Source organism: Thalassospira sp. B30-1 (assembly GCF_015767575.1).
GTDB classification, from domain to species: Bacteria; Pseudomonadota; Alphaproteobacteria; order Rhodospirillales; family Thalassospiraceae; genus Thalassospira; species Thalassospira xiamenensis.
Genome location: NZ_CP065232.1, coordinates 523,936 through 546,403 on the forward strand (window position 1 = coordinate 523,936; position 22,468 = coordinate 546,403).

Here is a 22,468-nt window from a genome sequence, read left to right on the forward strand (position 1 = left end):
GTATCCTTGGGGGAATTTCAGGCAGAACCACACCGCCCATGCGTCGCGCTTATTCCATTCTTGTCTCTGCCGGGCTGGCACCCTTTCTGATTTTGGGGGCTTGCCTTGTGCTTGCGCTTTCGCCGGGGTTGGTGCCGGGTGAACTGGCAGGGCTTGTGCGATATGGCCCCTTTATTCTGGCCCTTCTGGGCGGTGCGATCGGCTGGTGGTTTAACCGCGGGCGGGCGGTTTTCGTCATGATCCTGCTTCTGGTCTGCTACTGGTTGCTGGTGGGAAATGGCGGCGGATTTTCAGCCGATGGTTTGGCATTCCTGCGCATTGCGACGCTTTATCTGATCCCGGTTAATCTGCTGGTTCTGGGATTTACCGCAGAACGCGGGGTTCTTAATCCACGCGGTATTGCGCGGATGCTGGTGCTGGGATTGCAGCTTTTTGTCATGCTGATGCTGGCCGGCAAGGCCGATGTCGGGGCGGCGCTTTATCAGGTGCTGAATTACCGGCTGATCGATACCGGAAGTTTTATGGCCGACATGCCGCAACCGGCCCTGATTCTGGCGGTTGTTTCGGTCGGTATTCTGCTTGCACTGCATCGGCCGCTTGAAACCAGCTTTGCCGCCGCGATCATTGCTATTGCGGTGGCAACTGTCATGGGCCCCGGTTTTATCAAGTTCGGTTATCTGGCGGCAACCGGTGTGGTTCTGGCCGGGTTGGCACAGGAAGCCTGGCGGATGGCATTTGTCGATGATCTGACCGGGCTGCCCGGGCGGCGTGCCTTGGGCCATGCCTTGGCTGAACTTGGCAGCCAGTATGCGATTGCGATGCTTGATGTCGATCATTTCAAGAAATTCAACGATACCTATGGCCATGATGTCGGTGACATCGTGCTGCGCAAGGTTTCACGCGAACTGGCGCGCGTTGGCGGCGGTGGGAAAGCCTTCCGCTATGGTGGCGAGGAATTCACCGTTGTCTTTGCCGGACGGAGTGCTGAAAAAGCCCACGAGCCGCTTGAAGCCCTTCGCAAGCGGATTGCCGCAACCAGAATTACCCCGCCCGACAAAAACAAGACGGTTTCCGTGACAATTTCGGTTGGTCTTTCGGAACGTGACGACGATGTTGACGATCCCTGGGCGGTGCTGAAACAGGCAGACGAAAAACTTTATGCCGCCAAGCAGGCCGGGCGTAACCGGGTTGCGGTTTAAGGGCGTCATTGGCGCGGTGTCGTGCCATTACTGGCAGAAAACCCGCATTTCCGGTTGAAAATCGAACTATATTTTAGGTTTTATTTTCCTTTTTAGAATCACCCATAGGGCGTACCGTTGAGTCGTTTCATTCAACGACAGGAGGCCTTCCATGGCACGGATCATCGGTACAAACGAAGACGACGTGTTGAACCATACCTCTCGTGGTCGTGACATTATTTATGGGCTGGATGGTGATGATGAAATCCATTTCAGCGAGTCAGACACGGTGATCGGTGGGGCCGGGGCCGACAGCTTTTTCGTCAGTGGGCGATCTGACGATTACGTATTGTCCTATGCGACGTCGCGCGAACCGCTAACCTTCAAATTCTACAATAACGAAGATGCCCCGTCTGGCGAACAGGTGGCCGAACTTGACGTCAGTGGTGGTGATGCGGATGGCGATCAGCTGATTGTTGGAGAGTATGGCGACCATATCTCACAGAAGCTGGGCGTGATTGGTACTGACGGAGACGATTATTTTGAAGGAGAAATAAGTGTGGTCGAAGGTGGCGGCGGTGCCGATACCATCAACTTTGATTTCCGCGATATCTTTCCTTCTTCCTATTCCCGCTATGCGCCGACTGTTGCTTATGGCAGTTCGCCCGAAGCCATTTACTTCGATCAGGACAGCATGAAGGGTTATGGCGGGGATGCAGAGGGGGACAGAATTTCCTTTGCGGATGATAGCGAGCTTCGCGATCTGAACATACGCGGATCAAATCATGATGACCTGCTGATTGGTGGGGAGGAGCGCGGTGGCACCCTGTTTGGCGCGGGGGGCGATGATCTGATGATCGGTCGCGGTGGTGACAATACAATGGTCGGCGATACCGGCAATGACACCCTGATGGGAAATGATGGTGATGACCACCTGACAGGCGGCCGTGGGGCGGATTTCCTTGATGGCGGCAGCGGGCAGGACACGATCAGCTATCAGACGTCTGCCGAGGCTGTGCATATTGATCTTGGCGCGGGCATTGCCGAAGGTGGGGATGCCAACGGGGATGTCCTGATTGATGTAGAGGATATTTTCGGAACCAGCCACAGCGATCTTTTGATCGGTGACGATCAGGATAACAATATTGATGGCTATTTCGGGAATGACACCATCTATGGCAAGGGCGGTGATGACACGCTAACCGGGGCGACGGCCTATGGTGGTGAGGGCAACGATACCCTTTCTGGCACGGAGTATGGCCAGCCTGATCGCGACTACCTTTACGGTGATGCCGGTGATGACACCATTCTGGGTAATGAAGGCGGCGATTATCTATATGGCGGCGAGGGCAATGACACGGTTCTGGCTGGTGAAGTGTATTATGACGATGATCTCTTTCCACCGGACGGCACCCATGCCGATGGCGGAGACGGAGATGACATTGTCAAGGGCCACAATGCGGACGACTTTCTTTATGGCGGGGCCGGGAATGACCTTATCGAGGGTGGTATGGGTGACGACGCAATGTATGGCAACGGTGGTCAGGACATCATGCGCGGGGATCACGGCGATGATCAGTTGGTGGCGGGTGCTGGTCGCGACCTTCTGGAAGGTGGCCGCGGCGCGGACCGGATGTTCGGGCAAGACGGGCATGATGTCCTGCGCGGGGATTATGGCGAAGACGCGCTGTTTGGCGGGGATGGCAATGATCTTCTGACCGGCGGTGCATCGTCGGACAATTTCGTCTGGGTCCGGTTCGAAGGCGGGGCGGAACGCGATCGCATTACTGATTTCGAAGCAGGCGAAAATGGTGACAGGCTTTTGCTGGGCAAGACATTCCAGGAAAAAAGCGGCATCGATGATTTTGATGATTTCATCCATCACGCCGAACAGAACGACTCAGGTGTTTATGTCGATTTCAGTGGTGGTCGACATTACAGCTATGGCGTTCAGATCGACGGGATCGAGATCGGCGATCTGGTTGAAGGCAACGTGACCTTTGATGTCGACGATTACGGAAGCTTGTAAGCCGCGACGCTATTTCAGTTCTTCAAACCCGAACAGCATGCGCATTGATCCGGCGGTGTTGGCAAGCGTTGCCAGACAGGCAGCCGCACGGTCGGCCGGGATTGCAACCGCAAAGCGTGTTGTATAGATGCGCGCGTCTTTTTCATCGGTTGCCGATGCCGCCAGTTGCACGATATTGGCGTTGAATTCGATGAAAATTTCCGACAGTCGGGCGATCAGGCCGGGTTGATCAATGCCGGAACATTCAATCATATGCGTGGCCCCCGGTGCGCGGGTCAGAAGCGGGGCGGGCTGAATTTCTTCGACGGTGATTTCGGCCTGTTCCATCGGCAGTTCACAAAGGGCTGCCTCGCATTCGGTGATCGGGCAGGTGTCGGGCAATTCGCAGGTGGTGACAAAATTCGCGCGCCCCTGATCGAGCACAAAGCTGGTTGGCCCCAGATTGGCACCGATATCAAACAGACGACCGGATATATCCGATACCAGACCGACACGATCAGTGCAGGAAATGGTGATGCGCGTGTTGGCATTCATGCGTGGGGCTCCTTGAGGCGATCATAAGATGGCATCAAGCATAGCATTCCTTGCCGTTTCCGGGCACCGGCTTTTTCCCGTTTTCAAGACGCACAATCGATGCTGTACGCAGGACGGCCCTGTGTGGATGTCGGGCAGTCATCACAATTAAATGATGGATCAGAATGGATCCGTCGGGTGCGAAGGGTACGTACGGATTTCGACAGCACAAATGTCGGGAACATCCGACGACATATGGACAGGAGTTCGAAACATGACTGCTTTGAAGAAAACCGTGATCGCAACCGTTACCGCCGCGGCACTCGCATTGGCAACCCTTCCGGCAAAGGCTGCCGACATCGTGGATACAGCTGTATCTGCCGGGTCCTTTAAGACGCTTGTTGCCGCGGTTCAGGCCGCCGGGCTTGTCGAAACCCTTAAAGGTGAAGGGCCCTTTACCGTTTTCGCGCCGACCGATGATGCGTTTGCCAAGCTGCCGGCAGGAACTGTCGACGACCTTCTGAAACCGGAAAACAAGGAAAAGCTGGTGGCCATCCTGACCTATCATGTGGTGCCGGGAAAGGTTATGTCGACGGACATCGCGGGCAAGGAAATGGAAGTTGCCAGCGTTCAGGGCGACACCATTGATGTAAATGCGACCAGTGGTGTCATGGTTGACGGTGCAACGGTAACCCAGGCCGATATCGAGGCCGATAACGGCGTTATCCACGTTATCGATACCGTCATCATGCCGGGTATGTAATCGGCCAGCATATATTTGCGCAAAAAGTCAGGCCCGGGCGGGATCGTCCGGGCCTTTGTGTGTTATGTCGGCTGGTTTGTTATCTGGTGGCGAATTCGCGCCGTGCGCCTTCGGCCTGTGTGTCAAGATGGGCCCGCAATTCGCCAGGCAGGCCAAGGCAACCGGCCAGCCGGTCAAGATATTGTCGTTCGACCTGTTCATCGGGATCAATCGACAGGCTGGATGCCAGATAGATTTCGGCACCCTGTTCGCTGGTGCGTGCAAGACGGGCAATCGCCAGCGGATCGGCATCGGCGGAAAATGCATCAAACAGAAACGCCTTTTCCGATGCGCCCAGTTCAAACTGTTCGATCTGGGCGGCAATGCGTTTGTGTTCTGCCTGATCGATATGTCCGTCGGATTTGGCGGCGGCAATCATGGCGCGCACCAATGCAAGGCGGAAATCAACATCATCCTCGCCGCGTTCCTGCTCCGGGGCAAAGCCGCTATCGGCTGGAATACTGGCAAGATCGGTATCGCGCGCATGATTTTGTGGTTTCTGGCGGTTGCTGTAATCGCGCCATGCTTTGTAGGCAAGGCCCGCAACAAGGGCTGTGCCGCCGTACGCCAGCACCTTGCCGCCCATCTTGCGGCCCTTTTTTGAACCAAGAACCGCAGATATCAGCCCACCGCTTAGCGCGCCACCAACGAGACCGCCGCCCAGGCCGCTATTGCCCAGTACCTTGCCGATTCCGCTGGTCGATCCGCCGGAAGTGGCTTGCTTGATCCGGTCGCCGATCTGGCCGGTACTGCCGGAACCGAGTACGCCACCGAGAATTTTTCCGATATCCATTCCTGTCTCCTTGCGGGCGGGATTGCTGTTCTTCCCAGATATGTTTGAGGGACTGGCTGGGGCAAGGATGGTGGATAAAAGTTGCGTAATAAGGGCAGATAACCGGCTTTAAAGTGTAATCCGCTTCACATTTCTGCGTTCCGAAAGACCGGACAGCGAAAGCGCGATAAATTTTGATCCGGAAATGGCAAAGGCCCGACGCGATAACGTCGGGCCTTTGAATGGCGCGCCCGGAAGGATTCGAACCTCCGGCCTTCTGATTCGTAGTCAGATGCTCTATCCAGCTGAGCTACGGGCGCTTTGCCTTGGTTTCCGCCAGTTTGCGTTGAGTGCTCCCCGTCGGCGGAGCGGAACTTATGCAAACGAGCGGGGCATTGCAAGCGGTAAATTTCAAAAAACCGTATTTTTTCCGAATGCAGGTTTTTTACCGCTGCTAGGGCCTTGTTCTGCCCCGGTTTGTTGCTTTTGACAACGATATGACAAACTATGGCTAAAAAAGGGGCAAATGCGTCTTGTTCCACACGTGGTCGTGGACTAAGATGCATTCAATCCCGGGGGAGCAGGGGCTTGTTTCAATTCATAAAAAAGCAGGCCCAGGGAGATTCGCTTATTCCTACTTAGGTAATAGATCGAAATGGCCGTTCGTAAAACCTACCTCGCCGTAATCGGCGCCGCCCTTTTGCTGGGGGGATGTTCTTTTTCTTCAGAGGCCCTTTGGCCGACTTTGGCTGGCGAAGAGAATGCCGGCTCTGAAAATTCAGCAGCAATGGCTGATACAAGCGGGGCAGATGCTACGACATCAAGCGATGTTGCGCGCAGTTCCCAACCGCTTACAGGCATTTCGCAGACCGGAACCTTTGTCGGTTCCAGGGTCGAAAACATGCAGTCCGAGCTTAACCGCCTGAAGGCTGCGCTGAATGATCACAACAACGAATTGCAGCAGCTTCGTGCGCAGACAGTTCGCAATTCGCAGGCCTATCACGGGACTGTGGCAGCGATCAGCGCACGGCTGCAGGTTGGTACCACGCCGGGCAACCCGGTTCTGGTGCAGCAGTGGAATACCGCGCAGCAGGAACTTGATCGTGTGAATGACGACATTGCGGCGATGAATTCGCTGGCCAACAAAGTGGCCGCTGATTCGACCCTGTCGACCTTCCTGCTGGAATCAGTCCGGTCTGCCTATCAGGTTTCCGGTGCTGTTGACGAAGATCACCGTCAGCTCGCACTGCTTGAAGACGAAACCAATCGCACCACGGTTCTGATTGATCGTCTTCTGAATGAAATCAGCGAAGGCCTTGCCCGTCAGACGTCTTATGTCAGCAACGAGCGTGCAAACCTCAATGCGCTGGCACTGGCCGTCAAGAATGGCGAGATTTTCGGTGATGCGCTTTCCAAGCGTGTCTTCCAGTCACAGGCTGCACCGGCATCTGCCGGTGCCAGCATGGCATCGACCAGCGAACGTCCGCTGGTGGTTATCCGTTTCGACAGCGCGAGCGTGAAATACGAGCAGGCGCTTTATAACGCGGTCAACCGCGTTCTGGAGCGCCGCCCGCAGGCCAGCTTTGATGTTGTTGCGGTAACGCCGAATCGTGGTACCCCGGCGCAGGTTGCGCTGAACAGCAACAAATCAAAACGCAATGCGCAATCGGTTCTGCGTTCCCTGACAGATATGGGAATGCCCAGCACGCGTGTACGTGTTTCTGATGCGACCAGTGCCTCGGTTTCGGCCAACGAGGTACATGTCTTCGTCCGCTAAGGCGGTTTGAGGCAGCAGGTTTTATCAACGGTTTGCCAAGCTTCCAGGCGGGTGCCCTGATCATTCAGGGTGCCCGTTTGTCATTTCAGGCCGCGATGAAAGGGGACGTCCGCATGGGCGATCTTGTCAATCTGCGTCAGGCGCGCAAGCAGAAGAAGCGCACAGCCAAGGAAAAACAGGCCGATGCCAATCGTGCCCTGCATGGCCGCACACGCGGCGAGCGCACGAAAAAAGACGCCGAGGACCGCAAGGCCGACAGGCAGCATGATGGCCATTATCGCGGTGGTTCCGAACCGTCTGAAAATACCGGATCTGATAAAACCGGCGATGAAGCCGAATCCGCTGTTGCCGGGGGCGGGAAAAATTCCGATGACGTCGATATGGCATCTTCGGACACCGACACCGACATCGAAACCGGCGCTGGTAGCGACAACGTGATTTCGTTCTTTCGCGCCGCCAATCCGAATTCCAGACCCGATAACGACTAAACCGGTTCTTGCGCCAGAGCCGCCGCCTGATGGCTTTGCTATCTGGCGTCGCGATACATCTTTGGGAAATTGGGTGACGCATACTGGTTGCCCTGCTGTTGGCTGGACCGGTACGCATTCGTACCCGGAAGCAGCCGGCGGGCAATATGTGGCCATAGGACGGGCATCCGGGCCGACCGGATCAATTCCGGTGTGGTCAATTCCGGCACCGCCCTAAAGCGTTTTGTGTTTAATCTGCTCCATTATGTTTGTTTTTGGCGTGCCGTTTGGCAAGGCACAGCGTGCAGAGCGATGCGGCGCATCGGTCAAACGGTGTAACGCCGCGAAACGCCGCCAAAAACAAACCCTGCGGGCCGGGATAACCTTCCGCCCCACAGCGTCAAGCCCCTGGAACGTAGCCCCGCTACGTCCTGCGGCTCTTTCCTCGTTGGACAGAAGGTTATCTCCGGCAAAATGGTGCAGATTAAACACAAAACGCTTTAGTTCCCCCAAATGGTGCCGGTCGCAGCTTTTCATGCCGGGCCGCATTCATGGCCGGAATGATTGCCTATCTTACAAGCGTTTCGGCTTCGCGTTTGCTTTGATCAAGCGCTTCGTCCCAGCCCATCAGCCAGTCTTCATGATCGCGGCTGTCGGACGGATAGGGGTTCTCGGTTAACCGATGGGAACCCAGTCCCGCCGAGAAACCCGATCCATAAGCGGGATTGGGAAGGTGCCGTTCATGCACAACCGGGGCATTGGTATCGTAAATCTGATTGCGAAAGGCCGGTAGCGAACACAATACCCCATCATCGATTCCCATCGGATAGGCCATCATCATGGCCCTGCCAAGGGATGTGATGGACAGGCTGTTATCGGTTGCCGTCTCCACCAGACCGGCAATTTTCAGATGCGAAATTGCGTTATTGATGCGTCGTCGCAAGGCAGGTGAGTCTTCGACAATGATCTGATTGCCGTCATCATCCGTGCAAAACAGGGATAAAATGCGTTCAAGCAGGATGCTTTGGTCAAGGTTGCCATCGGCACCGCGGAGCACCGTCAGCATCAAGGCGGGATCGCCAGGCACGAAATCCGTCGCAGTGGACATCAGGGGCCTCCGTTCTGTCCGAACCGAATTCCCTCCCATAGGCAGCGTTTTCTCTCTCGTTTTCGGGGCCGTCGCCGGACCCTGCTGCCTTTTATTATTATAGTTTGCAGATATGTTTCCATCTTGTGAAGACAAGATTGCGCTTTGGTAGAATTTTTTGATTTTTAAATAGATTTTGACGCAAATCGCGCGTTACCCCACAAGAAATGCGGCGAATTCAACGCGATATCCCATGTCCGGGTCGCGTCGCTAAAAACGATCACATTTTCGATATCGGCTGCGGTACTCAGGCGCCGGATTTCGATCCGTCGGTTTTGCCGGTGTTCTTGGGACCATCGGGATTGCGCCAGACCCGAACCTTGTTCCGGCCGCCTTCCTTGGCGGCATAGAGCGCCTGATCGGCCTTTTCGATGATCTGTTCGATCGTGCGGGTTTTGGTCATCGGGGCCGCCCCGATAGAGGCCGTGACCGGCAAAATCGTACCATCATTCAGCGTCACCGGGGATGCTTCGATAACGCGGCGCAGGCGTTCAAGAACGCGTGCGGATTGCTTCATGTCGGCATTTGGCAGGCAAATCAGGAATTCTTCACCGCCATAACGATAGACCTTGTCGAACGGGCGGACATGCGATTGCAGGATACCGGCAACCGATTGCAGCACCAGATCGCCGGCCTGATGGCCATGTGTGTCATTGACCGCTTTGAAGTGATCCAGATCGACCAGGGCAATCGCGGTTGGTGTATCGGTGCGCACAGAACGTTCGCGTTCATTGCCAAGGTCGCCCAGCATGGTTTGCCGGTTATAGGTGCCCGTCAGCGGGTCGACATCGGAACGTGCGGTCCGGAAGGCCCGTTCAAGCCGACGAAGCTGGGCAAAAAACGATTCGGCGCGCAGTGACAGCATTTCGAATTCGGCTTCGTCGACGCTGCCATCAATCTCGTGGCCGTCCAGAAGCCGTCTGGCGGACGCATGAAGCTGTTCATGGGTGGTGGCAAGCGCATGCATCGCAGGCTGGTCTATGAGCCTGTTATGGCGATTAAGCGCATACCATGCCCCAAAGTCGCAATCGTGGTCTTCGCTATGGTCGTGGGCTGTTGCGGGGGGCTGTTTGCCCGCGGGCAGGGTCAGGCGGCGGCACCATCCCAGCAGAAGCGAGATATGTTCGCTAAGCGCCTTGTCGAGTTCTGCCAGAATATCACGTTCCGCATCAGCCATGCCGACTTCGGCGATGCTTTCGCCCATCTTCCGGGAACTGCCCGGTTTGGCTTTGCTGTTTCTGGCACCCCTGTTCTGGCTGTCACTCATCTGCGAATCCGGGGAATACATCGACAAAGGTCTGTTTTAACAGTCTATCGAGTTCCGCCATAGAAATATCGACGCCCAGATCGGCAAGGCTTGTGACCCCGTGATCGGAAATGCCGCATGGGACAATGCCGCCGAAATGCGATAAATCGGGATGAACATTGATCGCGATGCCATGGAACGTGACCCAGCGTCGCACCCGCACACCGATGGCGGCGATCTTGTCTTCGCGTCCGCCATCGCGCACAACCCAGATACCGACCCGACCATCCCGGCGTTCGCCGGTAACACCCAGCAATGCCAGGGTGCGAATCACCCATTCTTCAAGGTTATGGACATAGGCCCGAACGTCCCGACCGCGCTTTTTTAAGTCCAGCATCAGGTAAACGGTGCGCTGTCCGGGGCCGTGATAGGTATATTGCCCGCCGCGTCCCGCGTCATAGACGGGGAAGCGGTCCGGATCGACAAGATCTTCGACATGCGCGCTGGTTCCGGCCGTATATAGCGGCGGATGTTCCAGAAACCATACCAGTTCCGTGGCTTTGCCGTCATGGATGGCTTCGGCGCGCGCTTCCATTTCGGCCAGCGCTTCGGGGTAGGAAACCAACCCGGAGGCGGTGCGCCAGTCGGGAATTTGCGCGGTAGGGGCGATGGTTTGCATTTTTCCTGTCAAATAAGTTAAATGAGCCCTTGATCAGGGGTAACCTTTTTGCTATCTCCCTTTCCGCACCAAGGCAAGCCCACAAAATTACCTCAACGGGCTTGCAGACAAGACATATGCGGTCGTGGCGGAATTGGTAGACGCGCAGCGTTGAGGTCGCTGTGGGCTAACCCCCGTGGAAGTTCGAGTCTTCTCGACCGCACCATTATCTGGATCCCTCCTTCGGGAAGGGTCATGAAAAGAACCCGCCAGCGATGGCGGGTTTTTTCGTTTCGGATGATCCCCATATGAAACGGGACCGCTATTTGGTCGGTAACGAGGAAAGTTGCGGTGTGGCGTTGAAAATTATGCAATGCTGACCCTTGACGTGTTTGGGCGGTTCTTTGAACTGAATGCTTCAAACCGGCTTGAAAGTACTTTACGCTGTGCGCCCCACTTAAAGACAAAATAATCAGGATTTAACCAATTTACGGTTAATTTGGCTCAAATACCTGAAATTAAAAGGTATTCTTATGGCAAACAGAAATGACAAGCTGCGCGAAGCAGCTTTGGACTATCACCGGTATCCCACCCCGGGGAAGCTGTCCGTTACGGCAACCACGACGCTTGCAAACCAGCGTGACCTTGCGCTGGCCTATTCGCCCGGTGTCGCGTTCGCCTGCGAGGAAATCGTCAAAGACCCTGAAACCGCAGCCGAATATACCGCGCGCGGCAATCTGGTCGGTGTGATTTCCAACGGCACGGCGGTTCTGGGCCTTGGCCCGATTGGCCCGCTGGCATCCAAGCCGGTGATGGAAGGCAAGGCGGTTCTGTTCAAGAAATTCGCCAATATCGATGTCTTCGACCTTGAGGTGAATGAAACCGACCCACAGAAATTCATCGATATTGTTGCAGCCCTTGAGCCAACATTTGGCGGTGTTAACCTGGAAGACATTAAGGCACCGGAATGCTTCATTATCGAGAAGGCATTGCGCGAACGTTGCAACATTCCGATTTTCCACGATGACCAGCATGGCACGGCGATTTGCGTTGCCGCAGCCGTGCGCAACGGCCTTCGGGTTGTTGGCAAGGATATCAGCAAGGTACGCCTTGTCGCATCGGGGGCCGGGGCGGCGGCACTTGCGTGCCTTAACCTTCTGGTTTCCATGGGGCTGCCGCGCGAAAACATCACCGTAACCGACCGGTTCGGCGTGGTTTACAAGGGGCGCAAGGAAGAGATGGATCCGTGGAAAGCGGAATATGCCATCGACACCAATGCACGGACCCTGAGCGATGTGATCGAGGGGGCCGATGTGTTCCTTGGTCTTTCGGCACCGAACATCATGGGCGAGGAAGAACTGCGCAAGATGGGTGAACGCCCGATCATCATGGCGCTGGCCAACCCGACCCCGGAAGTTTCACCCGAACTGGTCAAGGAAATCCGCCCGGATGCGGTTATGGCGACCGGACGGACGGATTATCCGAACCAGGTTAACAACGTTCTTTGTTTCCCGTTCCTGTTCCGTGGTGCGCTTGACGTTGCCGCGACCGAGATCAACGAGGAAATGAAAATCGCCGCGGTCGAGGCCATTGCCGATCTGGCAACTGCCGAGGTTTCCGACATTGTGGCGGCTGCCTATGGCGGGCAGGAGCTGCGTTTTGGGCCGGAATATCTTATTCCCAAGCCGTTTGATCCGCGCCTGATGCTTGAAATCCCGCCGCGCGTTGCAAAGGCCGCAATGGATAGTGGCGTTGCCAAACGTCCGATCACGGATTTCGATGCGTATCGTCAGCAGCTTGAAGGCTTTGTCTTCCGGTCCGGTCTGGTGATGAAGCCGGTGTTTGATATGGCGCGTTCGCAGAAAAAACGCGTTGTCTATCCCGAAGGCGAATCGCGTCGTGTTCTGCAGGCCTGTCAGGTTCTGGTTGATGATGGTGTGTGTCATCCGGTTCTGATCGGTCGTCGTGATGTGATTCTTGAACGCATTGCCGAACTTGGTTTGCGCCTGATCCCGGACGAGCAGGTTGAAATCCATGATCCAGAAGACAATCCGCATTTCGAACAGGATTGGCAGGATTTCCACAACATCATGGGCCGCCGTGGTATCAACCCGGAATATGCGCGTTCCATCGTGCGGACCCGTCCGACCGTGATTGCCGCCCTGATGCTGCGCCGTGGCGAAGTCGATGCGATGCTGTGCGGGTGCCAGGGCGGTTTCCTGCGTCATCTGCGCTATGTGCGGAACCTTGTCGGCGTGCAGAAGGGGGTTACCGACTTCTCTACCGTCAATATGATGATCATGAAGCAGGGGACATTCTTCCTGACCGATACCTATGTGTCGGTTGATCCGACGCCGGAACATGTTGCGGAAACCGCGATCATGGCGGCCGACGTGGTCAAGCGTTTCGGGATTACGCCGAAGGCCGCGCTGATTTCGCATTCGAACTTTGGCAGCCATGAAAACAAGTCGGCCTGCAAGATGCGCGATGCGTTGCAGCTGATCCGTACCCTGGCACCCGACCTTGAGGTTGAGGGTGAAATGCATGCCGATGCCGCGATTTCCGAAGAAATCCGGTCACGCATTTTCCCGAATTCGATGCTGAAAGGCTCGGCAAACCTTCTGGTGATGCCGACCCTTGATGCGGCGAACATTTCCTACAACATGGTCAAGATGCTGGGCGATGGTTTGCCGGTTGGCCCGATTCTGGTCGGTGCGGCCAAACCGGCCCACGTGGTCAGCCCGTCGATCACCGTGCGTGGGATTGTCAATATGAGTGCGATTGCGGTGGTTGATGCCATCAATCGCAGTCAGGAACACAGTTAAACCGCAAATTGCTATCGCGCGGCCCTTGACCGGGCCTGACCGATAGCGCAGAAACAGCCGTGCCGGACAACTGGTCCGGCACGGCATTTTTAATTGAAGTGCAGGAACGAACTTAGCGCGCAACACAATCAGGGGAGGGGCAGATGACGGATCAGGTCGAAGAACTGGAACGTCCGGCGGAAAATACGTCGTCTGGTGACGAGTATGTCGATCTTACTCCTGAATATGCGCGCGAGATTCTTGATGCACTGGGCGACGATGATGTATCGCGCGCCGAAGAACTGATTTCCGAACTTCACTTTGCCGATATTGCCGACCTTCTGGGGTGGGCCAGCAGTAGCCAGCGCGTCAAGCTGGTCGATCTGATCCGTCCGGATTTCGATCCGGAACTTCTGACCGAACTTGATGACGAGCTGCGCGAAGAGGTCATTTCGCTGCTTGGTACCGAGGCGGTGGCCGAAGCAATTTCCGAACTCGATTCGGATGACGTGGTCGAGGTTGTCGAATATCTGGAAGAAGAAGACCAGAAAGAACTTCTGGGTGCCCTTTCCGATATCGAACGTGCGCGAGTTGAAGAAGCGCTGTCCTATCCGGAATATACCGCCGGTCGTATCATGCAGCGCGAGCTGGTGGCGATTCCGGATTACTGGTCGGTCGGGCAGACCATCGATTTCCTGCGCTCGGCGAAAAACCTTCCCGATGATTTTTATGACATCATCGTGGTTGATCCGCGATACAGCCCTGTGGGGATCGTTCCGCTTTCACGTGCCATCCGTACCAATCGTCCGGTGCTTATCCGCGATGTAATGGATTCTGAGAACATGCGCACGGTTGTCGTGACCGAGGAACAGGAAAACGTCGCCCACCTGTTCCGTCAGCGCGACCTTATTTCGGCACCGGTTGTCGACGATAGCGGCCGACTGGTCGGTGTGATCACGGTCGATGACGTGGTTGACGTCATCGATGAAGAATATGAAGAAGACATGATGCGCCTTGCCGGTGTTGGCGAGGAAGACGACCTTTCAAGTGCGATTTTTGATACCACCCGATCGCGATTTACCTGGTTGCTGGTCAATCTTTTTACCGCCATTGCGGCATCGATGGTCATTGGCGTGTTTGAAGCAACCATCCAGCAGCTTGTTGCGCTGGCGGTTCTGATGCCGATTGTGGCCTCGATGGGGGGCAATGCCGGGACCCAGACCCTGACCGTTGCCGTGCGTGCGATTGCCACACGTGAACTGACCAGCACCAACGCCTGGCGTGTTATCCGCAAGGAAGTCGCCGTGTGCGGTTTGAACGGGCTTGCCTTTGCCGTTCTGACCGGGGCTGTGACGTGGTTCTGGTTTGATGATGTCATGCTTGGTGGTGTGATCGGGGCAGCAATGATCATCAATCTGCTGTTTGCCGGATTGTTTGGCGCGCTGATCCCGCTTGGTCTGGAACGGGCCGGGATCGACCCGGCGGTGTCTTCATCGGTATTTCTGACGACGATTACCGATGTGGTTGGCTTCTTTGCCTTCCTTGGGTTGGCCGCGACCTTCCTGCTGTAACAACGCCAAATGCAAAAAACAGCAAGGCCGGGCATTTTACCCGGCCTTGCTGTTTGTGGTTCATCCTGAAAGCCCGCGAAATTCAGCTTCGCGCCGGTGACTTTTCTGCCGGGTTCTGATGGCTGAGCAGTGCGGTCGTTTCAATCGCATCGACCGGCGGCGACAGCAGGAAGCCCTGCAATTCGTCGCAATCGGCGGATTGCAGGACGGCAAGCTGATCCTCGGTTTCGACGCCGACAGCAACCACTTTGCGGTTAAGGCTTTTGCACAACCGGATGGCCGGTTGCAGGATGCTGTTTTCGGGCTGTTCATCAAGCGCGATGTTAAACAATGCCTTGGACAATTTGATCCGCTGCACCGGGAAGCGTTTCAGATAGCGAAGCGATGTGTTGGCCGCAGCAAAATGATCCAGTGTCAGACCAATCCCGGCCTCGGCAAAGCGATAGAACTGGCCAAGTGCGCGTTCGGGATCACGCATGGCAATTTCTTCGGAGACCTCGATCTCGATCATCGCCGGGTCGATTTCATATGCCTTGGTAAGCTCGACAATGCTTTTAAGCAGATCGGCCTGAATAAACTGGCGGCTTGAGACGTTCAGGGCCACCGGAACCGGGATGTAACCCTCGTCCCGCCATTGCGCAATTTGTTTGCAGGCGGTTTCGATGATCCAGCGCCCCAGCGGGGTCAGCAGGCCGGTGCGATCGGCAACGGCAATGAAGTCAGGCGGCAGGCGTCTTTTTCCGCTTTCATCGATCCAGCGCAGCAGGGCCTCAAAACCGGTAAGGGTCCGGTCAGATGTGCGATAGCGCGGCTGGAATTCCAGAACAAAGCGCTTTTCATCGACCGCCCGACGCAATTGCGTTTCCATCGACAGGCGGGCATGCATCACGCTGTTCATTGTCTCGACAAAGAAGCAATAGGACGACTCTGCTGATTTTTGTGCGCGATACATCGCGGCATCGGCATTGGCCAGCAATTGCGAAGGTGCCCTGGCATCGTTGGGGTAAAGGGCAACGCCCACACTTACATGCAGGCGGATTTCATCATTGCCACCGGCCTGGATCGGCTGGGACATGGACTCGACAATTCGTTCTGCGACAAGGGCCGCCCCCTCGGCCTCGGACAGGTCGGTTGCAATGACGGCAAACATATCGCCCGAAAAACGCGCACAACTGTCTTTTTCCCGAACCGTCGCGCGCAAGCGACCGGAAACCGTGCGCAACGTTTCATCGCCGATATCCGATCCGAACCTGTCATTGATGGCACGGAAATTATCGATATCCACCACCAGAACCGCCAGAAGCTTTTCATAACGTTTGGCATGGGCAACGGCCTGATTAAGCCGGTCATCAAACAGTGCGCGGTTTGGCAGGCCGGTCATCGGATCATGCGTTGCCAGATAGCGCAGGCGATTGACCGATGCATTGGCAGCCGGATTGTGATGCAGGGTGATATCAACGCAGTCATCGTGATTGACAGATGGCCGCATCGACAGGTCGCAGACCACATGAACACCCTCGGCACTGCGGACAACCCATTCGCGACGAAGTTCTTCGTCCCCGCGGCTCAGCGCAAGCAGCATCTTTTCCTGCGCCCGGCGTGATGCCGTGCCGTCGGACTGGAATTCCGGTGCCAGATTGTAAAACCGGATAAAGCCGTAATCTTCTTCGCGCAGGTCAAAGAAATCAGCCGTTTCCGGCGTCATGGATTTCAGGTGACCATCCAGCCGCGTGATGGCAAGCGACAGATCGCTGATATCGTCAGGCGCACGCATGTGCTGGATGATGCGTCCAGATGAACGCGGTTGGCGGTTGGCAAGCACGAAGACAATCATCGTCATGATGATCGTGATCGCCGCCCCGATAAACAGCACCGATTCCGGGCTGAACATCGCCTGGTTGGCAAGGGTCGGGTCGGCGGTAACATCAATGTGCCATTGGCGACCGGCAATATCGACTGTCGCGGTCTGTTCCAGCTCCGGATCGTCGCCTTCGCCCTGAAGGTCAAACAGGACGGTGTCGCCTTCGCGGACACGGACCGAATACCCCATGATCCCGTCGTCATCGATAACCGATGTCAGCATTGTGCGGATACGAATAACACCGTTGATCACGCCGATGATCTGCCCATCGCGGCTAAGTACCGGGGTATAGACGGCAAATCCGCGCCCGCCCTGCAGCAGTTCAAGGGTGGGTGTGATCTGTGTGCGGCGCTGATCGAGCGCAATATCAAGCACCGGCCCGGCAAGCGGATGGCGTTTCAGGTCCGCACCCATCGCCGGGACATTCCCCTTGATCGGGGCGACATACATGATGATGTAGTTCGGTGTGACCCAGTTGACGGCCTGAAGGGCGGGGAAACGGGCCTGCAACGGGGTGGCGAGGCTCAGATAATCGCGTTCTTCCGCAGGTGGGCCGTCCTGCCAGTTATCGGCAAAGGTTTCGAGCACGTGCAGATTGTTATCGACGATCTGTTTGACCTGCTGTGCAATGCCAGAAGACATGATCCGGGCCGCAGACAGCAACATGGTATCGCGATTCTGAAGCGCGTTGCTCCAGAGCAGAAAAGTCGCGAGGGCAAGCAGCACGCCGGTCATGAAGCTGGCAAGAAGGGCCTGCTTGCGGATGCCGGTTTTGCGCTCGGTTGCGGATTCTTCGGTTGGCCGGTTATCGTCTTGCATGTCTTCCCCAAGTCTCACGATCATTGATTAATCGTGATTTTATTCTGCGCCTCAGCCTGATGAGACAGATTGCATTGCCGGGATGGTGTTCGTGCAATTGTCGAAAATAGCGTGCCAGCGCTTTGTGGCCCCGAAATTTAATCCACTACGCTGTTTATGTGGGCATTCTTACACGATTTTAAGGGTTTGAGCGTGTGCAAAAGTGAATAAAGGCTAAATTCAACTGACCCGATGATCACTTGTGATGCTGGGAAAGGCGGATTTGGGGCTGTCAGGCAGCCATGCATTGTGCGGGTCTGTTCGTGATTGCATATCTGGTGTATGTCGATGCCGATGCGCCATCCCGCAAGGTGCAGCAGAAGCCGGATCAAAGAGAGAGTTCATGAAACATCATCACCGCAATCCCCGTGCCCGCGGTGGGCGTCGTAAATCCGCGCCGCGCCGCGATCCGTTGATCGGGTTCGAGGCGACAACGACAATCCGCGAAATCGGCGCGCGGGGCGACGGCATTGCAAGCATCACGGGGCCGGATGGTTCCAGCATCATTGCCTATGTCGATTGTGTCCTGCCCGGTGATGACGTGCGTGTGGCCCTGCGGCAAAAACGCGGCGATGGATATGGTGCGGAACTGGTCGAACTGATTGCGCGCAGTGCGCCTGCCAGTGCCCCGCGGTGCAGCCATTATGAAAGCTGCGGCGGATGTGCGCTTCAGCATCTTGATGATGACAGCTATCGCAACTGGAAACGCCAGAAGGCATTAACCGCGGTCCAGCGTGCCGGACTTGATCCCGACGAGGCCGAGGAACTGGTGGGAGATGTCGAAATTTCACCACCGGCAAGCCGTCGCCGGGCCGGTTTTGCGGTTCATGTGGGGGCAACCGGTGTGCATGTCGGTTTCCATGGCCGGTTCAGCCATACGGTCATCGACATTACCGACTGTGCCGTTCTGCATCCGGACCTGATGGCGTTCCGTGATGCCTTTGCGGCCTTTCTTGGCAAATGTGATCCGGATGCCGCAAAGACCGTCAAGGAAGTGTTTGTGACCCGTGCGGATAACGGCCTTGATGTGGTGATACATGCAGGTGTCGAACCGGGGCTCGATATGCGGCAGGATCTGGCCGAATTTGCCGAAAATCTTGATCTGGCAAGGCTAAGCTGGAAGGTCGGTGACGCCAATGATGAACCGGTGAGCGCGCCGTACCCCAACCGTTGCCTTCGAAGGCATCGATGTGCCCGTGCCGCCGGGGGGCTTCCTGCAGGCGACCCGGAATGGCGAGGCATCCCTGACCAATGCGATCAAGGTGGCGTTGCAACGTATCCCGGCCCGCCATGTGGCGGATCTGTTTTGCGGGATTGGCAGCTTTACCTTTGCGCTTGCATTGGGGGGGGGATCGCCGCAATGTCGTCGCGGTGGAAAGCGATCCGCGTGCCGTGCGCAGCCTGCAATATGCCGTCGGACAATCGTCGAGTCCGATCAAGGTTGTCGAACGCGATCTATTTCGCCGCCCCCTTGATAAGGCCGACTTGTCCGGACTTGATCTTGTCCTGTTTGATCCCCCACGTGCCGGTGCATTGGCGCAGTGTGAAAACCTTGCGATTGACGGGCCTGAATGGGTGATCGCGGTGTCGTGCAATCCGGCGACATTTTCCCGCGATATCAGGGTGTTGCGCAATGGTGGGTATGAACTGACGCGGGTTGTTCCGGTCGATCAGTTCCTGTGGTCATCGCATCTTGAGATGTTCGCAATCCTGCATCGAAACAAAACATCGGCCTGATTGAACGCGCCAGTTGTTTGTTTTGGCTTAATATTTCGTTCCAAATATACTATACTTATGTCTGGTTTTTCCGCCGGGCTTTCAGGATGGGCTGCCCGGCTTCGGATCAATGTGATTCGGACCGGGGCGTAGCATGTAGCTGCATAACCGGCTTGTTTGTGCGGAAACGACATTGCAGGCAGTTGGTAGTCCTTATCCGGTCTATACTGACACTGCGCGCGCCATCGCGCCGCAGAACCGCCTGCTTGCGTCCGTCGAGAGCATCCAAAGCAGCAATTCCCCGAACACCAGCCTTAGTAACGATGCCCTTCGCAATAGCAGTGCTGCATCCCGGAGCCTGCGGGGCTCGCTTGGTCGTGCGGATGATTTTCTTAAAGTTGCCGCCGATGATCTTTCGCGGATCGGCTCTGCTTTGGACGAAGTCGATACACTGGTCAGCAGCGTTGAAAACAACCCATCACTGTCACGCGTCGAACGTGGGTTCATCACAGCGCAAATTCAGGACTATCTTGATCAGATCGACGAAATCGCCACCAGCAGCAATTATGATGGCAAAAACCTGCTGGACAGTGATCAGACAATTGAATTGCAGATCGGATCGGGGACGTCATCAGGCAACCGTCTGAATGTTGAACTGTATGCATCCGGGACCGAAGGATTGGCAACCGGGCTATCCGCCATCGACATTTCCGATGATGCCGGGGTTTCCAACGCGCGTGACCGTGTTGATGCTGCGCAGGAAGCGCTTTCAAACCGGGAAATATCCCTACAGGCAGACCGCGAAAGCATTGCCGGGGCGGCTGATCGCAGCCGGGTTTCCGAGGTTGCAGGTAACAACATCCTTCAGGCGCAACTTGCCGCGGCCGAACCTGGCGACGCCGATCAGGTGCGGCGCGGAATCATAGAAGCTTTTCAGGGCTATCTTGGCGAAATATCGGCACGTTTGCAGGATCAGACCGTGACGATTGGTGGCATCAGTCTGCCAGAACCGCAACCAGGACCTGAGCCGGTTACCGAGCGTGATGATCCGTTTGCCTATGATCCGAACGCGGATCCATTGGGGCGTGATGATGGGCAATACTTCGCGCCGACAACAGGAAGAAATACCACCGATCCGGTCCCGTCCAACACGTTTGGCGGCTATGACAGCAACGGTGGTGGGACGGGTATTGGCGGCACCTTGTCAGGTGGTGGCGGGGCTGGTCAATCCAGCGCGCCCCGCGTATCGATAGAAGCCTGAATGATTTAGGCACTGGTCGGAAAGCCTATTCGATATATTCCCCATCATAAATGCCCCAATAGCCCTGACGCGGGGCCCATCCTTCGAAATCGCCAAACTGCAACTGACACCAGTCAACCGAACGCGGGCAGGTTTCGATTTTGCCAATCACCGAATTGGAAACAAGGGCGATCTTGCGGGCATTTTCATCGGCGGCGGAATAAAGCGTGATGGTATCGGCGGTAACAATCACATGACGTGATCCCAGCAAAAGACTTTGATGCACCCATCCTTCGCTGCCTTCCCAGTCGCGAACCTTGCGCCAGGTATCAAATTCCGAAATGACTTCCATCGGCATGTTGCGGCGCTGATAGATCCAGACCTTTGGGTAACGCAGGCCGGGCCCGGATCGCAGGTGAACCTTGTCTGACCGCAATGCAACAAAGCGCGGGATCGGCAGGCCTGATTCCTGCGCGCTGGCGACAATCGGTGCGCCAATGCTGCCAAGGATCGCCATGGCGACAAAAGTATGAAGGAATTTACGGATGATCCGCGGCATTGTGACGGTTTTCCCTGCTCTTTCTTCTGCTGCCGGAATAGAATTTCGGAACCGGCGAACCTTGCTCTTTAAGAAATAAAATTACAAAAATGACGTCAAAATTCTTGCTTTAATACCCTGTGACGTGGCATCACTGCATTGCGGCAAGAGCGCATTTGGCGCAAGAAACCCATCTTGTCAGCAAAAGAGTTAAAAGACCGCATAGGAACGGCAGATGACCAAGAAAAAACCCCTCGTCATCGTGACCCGCAAACTGCCGGAAGCGATTGAAACCCGCATGATGGAGCTGTTTGATGCACGTCTGAACATCGACGATGTCCCGATGTCCAAGGCCGAGTTGATCGAGGCGGTCAAACAGGCCGATGTTCTTGTCCCGACGGTGACGGACAGAATCGATTCCGCCGTTCTTGCCCATGCGGGGCCGAATTTGCGCCTGATTGCCAATTTCGGGACGGGTGTCGACCATGTCGATCTGCAAACCGCACGGTCACGCGGTATCACCGTCACCAACACCCCCGATGTCCTGACCGAGGATACCGCCGATATGACAATGGCGCTGATCCTTGCAGTATCGCGCCGTGTTGCCGAAGGCGAACGCATGATCCGCAGCGGCGAATGGACGGGCTGGGCACCGACATCGATGCTGGGGCATCGCATCTGGGGCAAGCGGCTTGGCATTGTCGGCATGGGGCGCATTGGCCGGGCCTTGGCCCGCCGGGCAAAGGGTTTTGGTCTTTCGGTGCATTATCATAACCGCCGCCGTGTTCATCCCGATACCGAGGCGGAACTGGATGCGACCTGGTGGGAAAGCCTGGATCAGATGTTGGCCCATGTTGATGTTGTGTCAGTCAACTGCCCGCATACACCGGCAACCTATCATTTGCTGTCGGCCCGTCGCCTTAAACTGATGCAGCCGCACGCCATTCTGGTCAATACGGCCCGTGGCGAGATTGTCGATGAACCGGCATTGACCCGGATGCTGGCCGATCGTGAAATTGCCGGGGCCGGGCTTGATGTGTTCGAACATGAACCGGCCGTGAACCCGAAACTGCTTGAATTGCAGAACGCCGTTCTGTTGCCGCATATGGGGTCGGCGACCATCGAAGGGCGTGTCGATATGGGCGAAAAGGTGCTGATCAATATCAAGACCTTTGTCGATGGTCACACACCGCCGGATCGGGTGATTGAAGGGCTTCTGTAAGGACCTGATATATATATATCCTTTGGCGATACCTGTAGGGGAATTGATGTGCCGGGTACTGTTATCCGG

Annotated in this window: 18 protein-coding genes and 2 tRNA genes; 12 read left to right on the forward strand and 8 right to left on the reverse strand. The window is 56.0% G+C overall.

The annotated features are described in order from the left end of the window. Window positions 1-38: 38 nt before the first annotated feature. Both IT971_RS02430 and IT971_RS02435 read left to right on the forward strand, forming a co-directional pair. Window positions 39-1,199, forward strand: a complete 1,161-nt coding sequence (locus IT971_RS02430) for a diguanylate cyclase (protein ID WP_063093068.1) — start codon at window positions 39-41, stop codon at window positions 1,197-1,199. Between the two features lie 151 nt (window positions 1,200-1,350). Further along, window positions 1,351-3,207 (forward strand): calcium-binding protein, encoded by a 1,857-nt coding sequence (locus IT971_RS02435; RefSeq protein ID WP_063093067.1) that lies wholly within the window; start codon window positions 1,351-1,353, stop codon window positions 3,205-3,207. A gap of 9 nt (window positions 3,208-3,216) precedes the next feature. Here the strand turns inward: IT971_RS02435 and IT971_RS02440 are convergent, their stop codons facing one another. Further along, a complete protein-coding gene (locus IT971_RS02440) occupies window positions 3,217-3,741 on the reverse strand; it encodes a glycine cleavage system protein R (RefSeq protein ID WP_007088925.1) in 525 nt (174 codons plus the stop codon). Window positions 3,742-3,994: 253 nt separating this feature from the next. On the opposite strand from IT971_RS02440, the gene IT971_RS02445 reads away from it, so the two are divergent. Next, on the forward strand, window positions 3,995-4,483 hold the full coding sequence (locus IT971_RS02445) for a fasciclin domain-containing protein (RefSeq protein WP_063093066.1): 489 nt from the start codon (window positions 3,995-3,997) through the stop codon (window positions 4,481-4,483). A 79-nt stretch (window positions 4,484-4,562) separates the two neighbouring features. On the opposite strand, the gene IT971_RS02450 is transcribed toward IT971_RS02445, so the two are convergent. Continuing rightward, a complete protein-coding gene (locus tag IT971_RS02450) occupies window positions 4,563-5,315 on the reverse strand; it encodes a tellurite resistance TerB family protein (protein WP_063093065.1) in 753 nt (250 codons plus the stop codon). A 222-nt stretch (window positions 5,316-5,537) separates the two neighbouring features. Beyond that, a tRNA-Arg gene (locus tag IT971_RS02455) sits at window positions 5,538-5,614 on the reverse strand. 335 nt (window positions 5,615-5,949) lie between these two features. Between IT971_RS02455 and IT971_RS02460 the strand changes: the two genes are divergently transcribed. Together IT971_RS02460 and IT971_RS02465 are read left to right on the forward strand one after the other, a co-directional pair. Further along, window positions 5,950-7,071, forward strand: a complete 1,122-nt coding sequence (locus IT971_RS02460; RefSeq protein WP_007088922.1) for a hypothetical protein — start codon at window positions 5,950-5,952, stop codon at window positions 7,069-7,071. Between the two features lie 113 nt (window positions 7,072-7,184). Further along, entirely contained in the window at window positions 7,185-7,559 is a 375-nt protein-coding gene (locus IT971_RS02465) for a DUF4169 family protein (protein ID WP_082822646.1), read from the forward strand. A gap of 547 nt (window positions 7,560-8,106) precedes the next feature. Here IT971_RS02465 and IT971_RS02470 read toward each other — a convergent pair. From IT971_RS02470 to lipB, 3 genes are all read right to left on the reverse strand, one after another. Beyond that, a complete protein-coding gene (locus IT971_RS02470; protein WP_063093063.1) occupies window positions 8,107-8,646 on the reverse strand; it encodes a hypothetical protein in 540 nt (179 codons plus the stop codon). Window positions 8,647-8,932: 286 nt separating this feature from the next. Continuing rightward, a complete protein-coding gene (locus IT971_RS02475) occupies window positions 8,933-9,952 on the reverse strand; it encodes a diguanylate cyclase (RefSeq protein WP_063093062.1) in 1,020 nt (339 codons plus the stop codon). Beyond that, on the reverse strand, window positions 9,945-10,610 hold the full coding sequence (lipB, locus tag IT971_RS02480; RefSeq protein WP_007088918.1) for a lipoyl(octanoyl) transferase LipB: 666 nt from the start codon (window positions 10,608-10,610) through the stop codon (window positions 9,945-9,947). The genes IT971_RS02475 and lipB overlap by 8 nt, the downstream gene beginning before the upstream one ends. Before the next feature lie 118 nt (window positions 10,611-10,728). Between lipB and IT971_RS02485 the strand changes: the two genes are divergently transcribed. The 3 genes from IT971_RS02485 to mgtE all read left to right on the forward strand — a co-directional run bounded on the left by IT971_RS02485 (window position 10,729) and on the right by mgtE (window position 14,964). After that, a tRNA-Leu gene (locus IT971_RS02485) sits at window positions 10,729-10,815 on the forward strand. A gap of 307 nt (window positions 10,816-11,122) precedes the next feature. Beyond that, on the forward strand, window positions 11,123-13,414 hold the full coding sequence (locus IT971_RS02490) for an NADP-dependent malic enzyme (RefSeq protein WP_007088917.1): 2,292 nt from the start codon (window positions 11,123-11,125) through the stop codon (window positions 13,412-13,414). A 143-nt stretch (window positions 13,415-13,557) separates the two neighbouring features. Next, a complete protein-coding gene (mgtE, locus tag IT971_RS02495; RefSeq protein WP_037988143.1) occupies window positions 13,558-14,964 on the forward strand; it encodes a magnesium transporter in 1,407 nt (468 codons plus the stop codon). An 82-nt stretch (window positions 14,965-15,046) separates the two neighbouring features. Here the strand turns inward: mgtE and IT971_RS02500 are convergent, their stop codons facing one another. Next, on the reverse strand, window positions 15,047-17,644 hold the full coding sequence (locus IT971_RS02500; protein ID WP_063093113.1) for an EAL domain-containing protein: 2,598 nt from the start codon (window positions 17,642-17,644) through the stop codon (window positions 15,047-15,049). Between the two features lie 382 nt (window positions 17,645-18,026). Here IT971_RS02500 and IT971_RS02505 point away from each other — a divergent pair, with 382 nt between their 5' ends. From IT971_RS02505 to IT971_RS02510, 3 genes are all read left to right on the forward strand, one after another. Then, window positions 18,027-19,262: a hypothetical protein gene (locus IT971_RS02505; RefSeq protein ID WP_252724173.1), complete on the forward strand. Its 1,236-nt coding sequence runs from the start codon at window positions 18,027-18,029 to the stop codon at window positions 19,260-19,262. Next, window positions 19,217-19,420 (forward strand): hypothetical protein, encoded by a 204-nt coding sequence (locus IT971_RS22340; RefSeq protein ID WP_252724174.1) that lies wholly within the window; start codon window positions 19,217-19,219, stop codon window positions 19,418-19,420. Before IT971_RS02505 ends, IT971_RS22340 begins: the two co-directional genes overlap by 46 nt. Before the next feature lie 172 nt (window positions 19,421-19,592). After that, complete coding sequence (locus IT971_RS02510) at window positions 19,593-20,660, forward strand: flagellin (protein WP_063093061.1); 1,068 nt, start codon at window positions 19,593-19,595, stop codon at window positions 20,658-20,660. Window positions 20,661-20,685: 25 nt separating this feature from the next. Here IT971_RS02510 and IT971_RS02515 read toward each other — a convergent pair whose 3' ends face one another. After that, window positions 20,686-21,198, reverse strand: coding sequence for an SH3 domain-containing protein (locus IT971_RS02515; RefSeq protein WP_063093060.1), 513 nt, complete (start codon window positions 21,196-21,198; stop codon window positions 20,686-20,688). A 214-nt stretch (window positions 21,199-21,412) separates the two neighbouring features. Here IT971_RS02515 and IT971_RS02520 point away from each other — a divergent pair, with 214 nt between their 5' ends. Next, on the forward strand, window positions 21,413-22,399 hold the full coding sequence (locus IT971_RS02520; protein ID WP_007088911.1) for a D-glycerate dehydrogenase: 987 nt from the start codon (window positions 21,413-21,415) through the stop codon (window positions 22,397-22,399). Window positions 22,400-22,468 lie beyond the last annotated feature (69 nt).